Origin of the sequence: Vibrio sp. 10N.261.52.A1 (genome assembly GCF_002876325.1) — a bacterium.
Classification (GTDB): domain Bacteria; phylum Pseudomonadota; class Gammaproteobacteria; order Enterobacterales; family Vibrionaceae; genus Vibrio; species Vibrio chagasii.
The window spans coordinates 1-8,977 of sequence record NZ_MCYD01000984.1; the positions used below are offsets into that span (position 1 = coordinate 1).

The window sequence follows — 8,977 nt, forward strand, 5'->3', positions numbered from 1 at the left end:
TTATCGAGTTTTCGATAAGTTATATTTGTTTTAATTTACTTGTTCAATAGCTGGCTTCTTTGCATAAATCGACGCTATAACCGCAATCGTCATGGTAGAAACCAATACCGCTAAAGACCAGTATGTCGGGATAGCCCACTCACTATCAACCAATAGCATTTTCACACCAATGAACACCATGATGAATGAAAGTGCAGGCTTCAAGTAGATGAACTTGTCCATCATACCTTGCAGTACAAAGTACAAAGAACGTAAGCCAAGCAATGCAAACACGTTAGCTGCAAGTACCAAGAATGGTTCTTGTGTTACCGCGAAGATCGCTGGGATAGAGTCCAAAGCGAACATTACGTCCATAACCGCTATCGCACCTATCACCAACATCATTGGTGTAAGCACCCATTTTGCACCTTGTTTGATCATCAATGCCGGGCCATGGAAATCTTCTGTCACTGGCATAATTTTGCGAAGTAGCTTTTCAGGTAGTGTATTCACACTCTCCTCTTCGCCCTTGTCTAATGCTAGTTTGATACCTGTACCAATCAGAAACGCAGCAAACACATAAAGCACCCAGTGGTATTCAGCGAGTAATTGCGCGCCTAACGCGATCATGATTGCACGTAACACCAATGCGCCAATAACACCCCAAAGAAGCGCACGAGGTCTTAGATGTTCAGGAACCTGGTATTGAGCAAAGATCATCGCGAATACAAACAGGTTGTCTACGCTCAATGATTTCTCTAGCAAATAACCCGTGATGAATGACACTGTCGCCTTTTGCGCGGTGTAATCACTATTTGGTGCGTACACATCCCAAAACAGGTAGATAGAACCTGCAAACAAGAATGCTAGCAAAAACCAGAAAACACTCCAGATCGCCGCTTTTCTGATTGTGACGTTACCACCGCGAGTCTGATAGATATCAATAGAGACGAGAATAACCGTCAGCAGGAAAAATCCCGCATACGTCGTCATGATTGGCGATGAAAAAAAGGATTCACTATTGGTAGATAATAGAGATTGAGTTGAGTTCATTATTCCTCCGGGCGGAAGAACTGTTCAAAGACCTTCCGCAAACAAAACATATCAAGCTCCACGACGGATCTTGATTGTGATTGCGTTGGTCTCGTTGAAGTGAAATATGGGATTTCACCTTTACGCACCGGATAGACACTTGGCCTAACGAGATGACGATACGTAAACTTGCGCTAACTACTCCCCAAACGCGTGGATAATATTCCGCAAACTTTGTTTCGTCTAGATAAATTTTCAGAAATTAATAAAAAAGGAGCATAGCGCTCCTTTTTTATTTGTGCCCGTCTGTCAATAAGAGACTCGTATTGATTCCGACAATACCACTCATGGCGATAGCTTGCTCTGAAGCCTGCTAACAACACGTTAAATACCATTCGTTCAGTTATAGAGTCTCGTTAAGATGCTGAGCCTAGGTATGCTATATGCCCGCCATTGGAACGAGATATACCAATGCAGACCAAACAGAAACCCAGCCAACAACAGCGGCTGCATCCAACCAATCTTTCCTATTCATGCTTTGCCTCCACAGGAACTTGCCCTAGAAACTAAGCATAAACAGTGCCAATTTTATAAATGGTTCATTTTGCGAATGTTTACCTAAAACACTCCATGCAATTTAGTGGCTCGTTATATTTTAGTGACTCTGGATTGTCTTGTAAGAACGCAATAAAACAATCGGCCATCGAGTAAGTCGTTACGATACCGTCACCAATCATATCCAGTACAGCGTTGTAACCCTCTTTTCCTTTCATTGTGTAAGCCGAAGATACACCTCGGTAAATATGTTCACGGGAAACTGGCTGCCAACCTGACTCTTCTGAATGAATTTCCAAGTGATGGATACGATGCCCGATTGGCGCTTCTTTGTGGTAACAAAACCTTAAGTTATGGGTGTAAGGGAAACTCCCCGATCCTGTGCCTACCACACCGTTATCCAGTGCGTTATTGATGGCACCTTCCAACATACCAGCTATCGTTTCACCTCTGACTTCATACACGCCAATAGGTACGGCAAACGGTAGTAGCTTTCCGGCAATATCGGCAACCGAAACATCGCCGCTATTAAGGGAGTTCCTTACACCACCAGAGTTATGGATCGCAAAATCTACCTGATGTCCTTTTTGGTTCATTAAGTAGTGGAATGATTGAGCAACGAGCGGTGCAAGTTGGCTTGGCCCATTTTCATCAGGGATACGGACATGGCGTAACTTAGTGTCGGCATGCGCTACTACTTGCTGCTGAAGTTTACGGACTCTAGGCTGATACTTGTCTGTCAGAATACTCTGTAGCTCAGGATCTTTCTTACACACTGCGATGTTTGGGTGATTGTTCAAAAAATCACACGCCATATCATGTGCATCGTCTTGCCCTACTTCACTCAATTTCGCATCGATAAAGAGGCGTCGACCTAATAACAGTTCATTCTTGCCATTAAAGTGCGTCACTTTACCTTGAGCGTCGAACTCGATTTCGCAGTGGCCTAGGCTCATTGCGTGGAAGCCCGCTTGTACGACATAGGTATCACCCACTTTCACGCCATAGTCATCGTCTTTTACCAAGCCAATATCTGAGAAATCACCTTGCAAGCGGTGGCTATGACCGCCAACGATCACTCCAATGCCAGAGACATTTGCCGCGAGCTCTAAATCGGCTTCGTAACCAAGGTGACTGAGTAATACAATTTTATTGATACCTGCTTTGTGAATTTGCTCTATGGTTGCTTTCGCTGTTTCTAGGGCATTTTCAAATGGAGTATCTAAGTCTGGGTTGGCAATACTCGACATCTTATCGATGCTTAAGCCGAAAATAGCGACTTTTTCGCCATCGAACTCCTTCGTTATAAAAGAAGCACTACGTGTTTCAGTTAAGTAAGGCTTAACAATTTCGTTGTCCGCTAACGTATGAGTTTTATTGATATCTTCATTCGACAAGTTCCAGTTACCGGCCAATAGCGGAAATTGGATTTTCTTTGCGAACATAGCAACGGGTTCATTACCCATGTCTAGTTCGTGATTGCCGAGAGTCATAGCGTCAATATTCAGTGCATTAAGCAGATCGGCGTTGGCTTTCCCCTTGAACAGAGAAAAGTACAGGGTCCCTTGAAAGCAGTCCCCAGCATGCAGGAACAGGGTTCCGACCTTTTGTCGTTGGGCATCTTGCTCTATTTGTTTAAAGCGTGTTGCGATTCGAGCGAAACCACCAGCACTGACATAAGGTTCAATGATGTGGTTGTTCATTTTAAGTGATAGCTGTAATGACGTTGGTTCAAAGTATGAGTGGGTGTCGTTGATGTGTGCCAACACAATTTTTGTCGGCTTATTCTTTTTAGTCATATTGTCTTCTCTCTTTGTCCCTTCATACTAGGTCGGGAATCATGACAGAATCGTGAATTTTATGAAACTGCACTGCAAAAAAATACTCGATATAGATCAAAAACCTGATTTTACGGCGTATAAACAAAGAGTGGGTTTTGTGACAGACGAGCATTCCGATTATCTATTTTTCGATTATGATTAAAGATATCTGTTAGCTTTCAAACAATTAGCAGAGCCTTCCGTTAGGAGTAAGCCTATGCAACTAGAAAGAATCGAGATTTCTGGCTTTCGGGGTATCAAGCGCATGTCATTGGCGTTTGACGAGCTAACCACGCTTATTGGTGAAAATACTTGGGGTAAGTCTTCATTACTGGATGCCCTTTCCGTCGTTCTTCCTTCAGACGGTGTGCCATACCACTTTGAAATGACCGATTTTCATGTCGATTACTCAGTTTCACACCCGCAGTCTCAACACTTACAAATTGTCCTTTCGCTTAAAGCTAACGACAAGAGCGAATTGAATGCAGGCCGTTACCGCAAGCTCAAGCCCATCTGGGTCCAAGACGAATTTGGTGTTTATCGCATTTATTACCGAATCAGCGCGACGTTGGATCAATACGAAACCACCACCCACTATGCATTCTTGGGGTTAGATGGTAATCCTCTCAAACTGCACCATTCAGAAAAGCTTGCACAAGAATTGATGACCTTGCATCCGGTCATTCGCTTACGTGATGCAAGGCATTTTGATCGTCCTTTCAACGCTAAGTCGGTCACGCCAAACGGAAATTCGAACAATGGCAATGGCAATGGTACTAATGGTAACGCGCGCCAAGCCAGAATCGAAAAACGAATCGATAATACCTGCCGTCGTTTAATGGCGATTCCTGGTCATGTTAACAAAGGTGAAATGCGCAGTAGTTTACAGTCTATGCAAAGCTTGGTTGAACACTATTTCTCTTTCAAAAGTAATTCTCGCCGTAACCCAAGGAAACAGAGGGATGGATTACTCTATTCTGCTGGTGCTAACGACCAGAGTATCCATCAGCTCGTAGAGGAAACCAATAATAAACAAACACGCCTATTGTTCATGGGTTTATTAAACGCTTATCTCCAAGCTAAAGGGCCAAACGAATTGAGGCGTTGTGCACGTCCACTTTTGATCTTAGAAGATCCCGAAGGTCGATTGCACCCTACTCACTTAGCAAGAGCTTGGAGCCTGATGCAAAAGCTGCCAATGCAGAAAATCCTCACTACCAATAGTGGTGAGTTGCTTGCCGCTGTTCCATTACAATCTATTCGCCGTTTGGTTCGTCAATCAGACAAAACCATCGCTAATCAATTGAACATGAATCACTTCAGTAAAGATGAACTAAGGAGAATTGGTTTTCATATTCGATTCCACCGCTCCGGTGCACTGTTCGCTCGATGTTGGTTGTTAGTCGAAGGTGAAACAGAGGTTTGGCTGTTTAACGAATTAGCCAACCAATGCGGATATAACCTTGCAGCCGAAGGTGTACAGATCATTGAGTTTGCTCAGTCTGGATTAAAAGCGTTAATTAAAGTCGCACAAGAGTTTGGTATTGATTGGCATGTAGTTACTGATGGTGATGCGGCAGGTAAAAAGTATGCCGCAACCGTTCACTCTAAGCTCGGTAACGACCAAGAGCGTCACCGCTTAACCGAGCTACCTGATAAAGACATCGAACACTATTTATACATGAATGGGTTTGAAAGCTTTTTCAGGGACATGGTTAAGATCCCATACGACCACCCTATTCCACCGAAAAAAGTGGTGGCTAAAGTATTGAAGAAACATGCAAAACCTGATCTCGCTCTGGCGATTGTTTCGCATTGCGAAGATCGCGGCCAAGAATGTATCCCACTGCTGTTGAGGTGGACGTTGAAACGAGTGATCACTATGGCAAACGGGAATACCTAATCCTTTAGCTTTTCTGATAGACGGTATAAGTCCTTCTGCGAGTTCTCATAGCCGCCAAAAACAAAAAAGGCACACCAAATGGTGTGCCTGTATAAATTGATATACAAATTAATTGGGGGTTATCTTGCAAGAGTTCACAGTAACTAGAGCATCATTGCTTAACGTATTCGTTAGGCTTTTGCTTGCTTAGCGTGTTGTTCAACCACTTCCGAAGATTGAGTTGATTTTGCGTGAAGCCACAAGCCCGTTGCTTTCATTAAGTATCCAAACACGCCGCCAAGTAGTAAAGAAGGCACAACTAATTGCCAGTCACCACCTGCAGCAAACGTCGCACAGCAACCAATGAAGGTTCCAGGGATATAACCTAGCCACGCTTGTTTTGCTTGAATACACATAAAGAAAGCGACAATAGCAGTAATTACATAGCCAAGAATCTCTAACCCAGCGAAGGTTGAGCTTTCGATGATTACCATTGCCCAGAATACGCCTGTCATGTTGGTTAATAAGCTACCCGCTAACCCTTTAACACCACCGGTTGGCGAAGCAAAGTAACTGGTGCAACCTAAGAAACCCGCCCATGACAATAAGCCAAAAGAGATAGCTATCCATCCCCAAAGACCTGACAAAATACCTGTTGTTAATGAAATCGCGACTAATGTACTCATACTATTTCTAAAGCCTAATTACGTTATTGAACGCAACCGGTTTTAGCCTCACTTAAAATCAAGTAAGCATACTATGGTAAGAACGCCTTCTTTTAGACGATCGTGATCACATTAATTATGTACGCGAATGTGTATTTATCACGAGATAGAGACCGGAATCGCTTATTCAACACATTTGGTTATTAGCATTTTATCAAATTGCTGCTATAGAACTGACGGTTTGCCTTTCATCATGCGCCTGCCTTCGCGCTTAATACATTCAGCAAGCGGGTTTTCTGCCATGTCTGCACGCCAAATGAATGAAAGCGTACGTTCCATTTCGAGCTCGGGCACATTTAAAGTAACCAATTGACCAGATTCAACAAACTGCTCGACATCGAGATAAGGTAAGCACGTTAAATATGGACCGTTTGCTACCAGACTTCTTAAAACGGGAACGTGTTCATACTCTCGCCAAACATCGAGATCACCAATTAAATGATGAATAGAGCTATCAAAAACTTTGCGAGTACCAGAGCCGTGTTCACGCAACACCCACTTTGCTTGTTCTAACTGTGCCAAGCTGACACGTTCACGCTTCGCAAATGGATGATGAGCCGCAGCCACAACCGTTAAATGGTCGGTACACCACACTTCTTGATGAACTCGACTGTCATCGCAGCGCCCTTCGATAACACCGAGGTCATATTTGTAATCTAACACCCCATCGATAACGGCATCGGTACTTTGTACGCCGAGTGAGATTCGCATCTCTGGAAAGTCATTATCAATAATACTGATAAGGTCTGGAACGAGGTGCTCTGCAGGCGTTTGACTCGCACCTAATTTGAGCTCTCCACTCAATAAGTGCTGCTCGTAAAATCCCATTTCAATTTGCTGAGCATCTTGCAGTAAACGCTTCGCTTTTGGTCTCAGCCACATACCCCAGTGAGTAAGCGCCATTTGCTTGCCCTGCCTTTCAAACAAAGGCCTACCAAGCATTTTTTCCAACTGTGCTAGAGACATACTTGTCGCAGATTGAGTCAACGCCAACTTGTCTGCTGCAATACTAACGCTCCCGGAATCTGCTACTGCATCAAATACCGCGAGTTGCTTTAATGAATAACGCAAAATTCATCCTTAATGCTTTTAATTATTTGTGTCCTATCGCTCTGTTTTTGTTAAGCCGATGAGCAACCAATTTCATTCTACGCGTAACCCAAGCTATATCAATAAATTTGATGTGGTTTTTAAAAATTATCAATTTTACCTCTATCGACCAACCCCCTAATCTGGAATGGCAGGACGCAACGAGCCCTGCAAAACATTACTGCTTAACCGTTACGGATTAAGCAAGTCATTAACACTAGGAATTACATATGACGGATTGTTCAAGGGGGGGATATGGCAACCAGCACTTCTGAAAATCATCAACTGTTCTCACCAACAGAAATGATGGCGGAAGCAGAAAAGTTTGCATTAAGCAAAGCAAATAAAACCAGCAGCATGACTTTAAGTTTAGCGATCATGGCTGGCGCATTCATCGGGCTTGCTTTTTTATTCTACATCACGGTAACCACAGGCAGCGCAGACGCTGGATGGGGATTGAGTCGCTTAGCCGGCGGTCTTGCATTCAGTATGGGTTTAATCCTGATTGTGATTTGCGGTGGCGAGCTGTTTACCAGCTCAGTGTTATCAAGCATCTCATGGGCTAACAAGCAGATTACCTTCACTAAGATGCTGTCTATTTGGGGCAAGGTCTATGTCGGTAACTTTATCGGCGCCATGTTCCTTTTGGCTCTAGTAAGCGCAGCAGGTCTTTATCAGTTGGATGGCGGGCAATGGGGTTTAAATGCTCTGAATATTGCACAACACAAGCTACACCACAGCCCTGTTCAAGCTTTTGCTTTGGGTGTGCTTTGTAACTTATTGGTGTGTTTAGCCATTTGGTTAACGTTCAGCTCTGCTAATGCCATGACCAAAGCGATGATGACCGTATTACCTGTAGCGATGTTCGTTAGTTCAGGCTTTGAACACTGCGTGGCGAATATGTTCATGGTTCCCCTAGGCATCACGATTCAAACATTCGCACCAGAAAGCTTTTGGATGCAAATTGGCGCAACACCAGCCCAGTACGCAGACCTAAACATCATGAAATTTGTCACCGCAAACTTGGTGCCTGTGACAATCGGCAACATTGTAGGTGGTTCGGTATTGGTCGGCTTAGCCAATTGGAGCATCTACCGTCGCCCACAACTTAAAGCAGCAAAAATTACTGCAATTACACAAACAACAGAAATTACGTCAGTTAAGGAAATTACTATGAACACAGCAACGACTATCAAGCAAATCATGAACACTCAACCAATTACACTAAGCGTAGAAATGCCTACATCAGTGGCAATTGATTCACTATTAGACGCTCAACTTGTTAGCGCTCCTGTTTGCGATGTTGAAGGCCGTCTGGTTGGTATCTTCTCTGTTCATGACGTAATGGTTGACCTTTGGTGCCAAGATTACATCCCAACTAAAGGCCAGAAAGTCGTAGACCTAATGAGCCGCGACGTTGTGGCAATCGATGCAAACGACAAGCTAGTTGATGTGGCTGAGTTCCTATGTATTGACAAAGAGCAACTGTACCCTACTACTAGCATGGGCTTCGCAACTCGCCTGACTTCACTTTCTTTAGAAGAGCGTGCGAAAGCGATGAAAGTAAGCCAACCACATATGCTTCCAGTATTGGAAAACGGTGTGATGGTAGGTGTTCTTACTAGAACTGAGGTGATGCTAGCACTTCGCCCAATCTACGGTGACCGCCTAAACGTGGTTCCAAAAGCGGAACTAGAAACGGCTTAACTGGCTAACCCACAGTGCTTTAACATGCGACGGTTTAACTAGGAAGCGTCTAGCTAACGACTGTTTTACTAGCTAACTAGAACAAGGGAAGCAATTAGGGATTAGTTGTTCTCCTCGAAAATCAGTCATGGCAACGTTGACTGGCTAAAAGTAAATGGTGGCTTAAAGCACGACTAAAGGTTTGACAC

At 43.8% G+C, this 8,977-nt stretch carries 6 protein-coding genes; 2 read left to right on the forward strand and 4 right to left on the reverse strand.

Annotation, left to right across the window (positions count from 1 at the left end; genetic code table 11):
• Window positions 1-30 precede the first annotated feature (30 nt).
• Entirely contained in the window at window positions 31-1,032 is a 1,002-nt protein-coding gene (locus BCT81_RS21360) for a TerC/Alx family metal homeostasis membrane protein (protein WP_102425756.1), read from the reverse strand.
• A gap of 593 nt (window positions 1,033-1,625) precedes the next feature.
• The gene (locus BCT81_RS21365) at window positions 1,626-3,365 is read right to left on the reverse strand and encodes a bifunctional UDP-sugar hydrolase/5'-nucleotidase (RefSeq protein ID WP_102425757.1); all 1,740 of its coding nucleotides are present in this window, start codon (window positions 3,363-3,365) and stop codon (window positions 1,626-1,628) included.
• 238 nt (window positions 3,366-3,603) lie between these two features.
• Between BCT81_RS21365 and BCT81_RS21370 the strand changes: the two genes are divergently transcribed.
• On the forward strand, window positions 3,604-5,289 hold the full coding sequence (locus tag BCT81_RS21370; RefSeq protein ID WP_102425758.1) for an ATP-dependent endonuclease: 1,686 nt from the start codon (window positions 3,604-3,606) through the stop codon (window positions 5,287-5,289).
• A gap of 170 nt (window positions 5,290-5,459) precedes the next feature.
• Here BCT81_RS21370 and BCT81_RS21375 read toward each other — a convergent pair whose 3' ends face one another.
• On the reverse strand, window positions 5,460-5,954 hold the full coding sequence (locus tag BCT81_RS21375; RefSeq protein WP_004738068.1) for a DUF1097 domain-containing protein: 495 nt from the start codon (window positions 5,952-5,954) through the stop codon (window positions 5,460-5,462).
• Window positions 5,955-6,158: 204 nt separating this feature from the next.
• On the reverse strand, window positions 6,159-7,064 hold the full coding sequence (locus tag BCT81_RS21380) for a LysR substrate-binding domain-containing protein (protein WP_102425759.1): 906 nt from the start codon (window positions 7,062-7,064) through the stop codon (window positions 6,159-6,161).
• Between the two features lie 273 nt (window positions 7,065-7,337).
• Between BCT81_RS21380 and focA the strand changes: the two genes are divergently transcribed.
• The gene (gene focA / locus BCT81_RS21385) at window positions 7,338-8,789 is read left to right on the forward strand and encodes a formate transporter FocA (protein ID WP_102425760.1); all 1,452 of its coding nucleotides are present in this window, start codon (window positions 7,338-7,340) and stop codon (window positions 8,787-8,789) included.
• Window positions 8,790-8,977: the final 188 nt, after the last annotated feature.

Bases quoted from the DNA above. Each gene is read 5' to 3' on its own strand.
- BCT81_RS21360 (WP_102425756.1), bottom strand. From the start codon at position 1,032: ATGAACTCAACTCAATCTCTATTATCTACCAATAGTGAATCCTTTTTT.
- BCT81_RS21365 (WP_102425757.1), bottom strand. From the start codon at position 3,365: ATGACTAAAAAGAATAAGCCGACAAAAATTGTGTTGGCACACATCAAC.
- BCT81_RS21370 (WP_102425758.1), top strand. From the start codon at position 3,604: ATGCAACTAGAAAGAATCGAGATTTCTGGCTTTCGGGGTATCAAGCGC.
- BCT81_RS21375 (WP_004738068.1), bottom strand. From the start codon at position 5,954: ATGAGTACATTAGTCGCGATTTCATTAACAACAGGTATTTTGTCAGGT.
- focA (WP_102425760.1), top strand. From the start codon at position 7,338: ATGGCAACCAGCACTTCTGAAAATCATCAACTGTTCTCACCAACAGAA.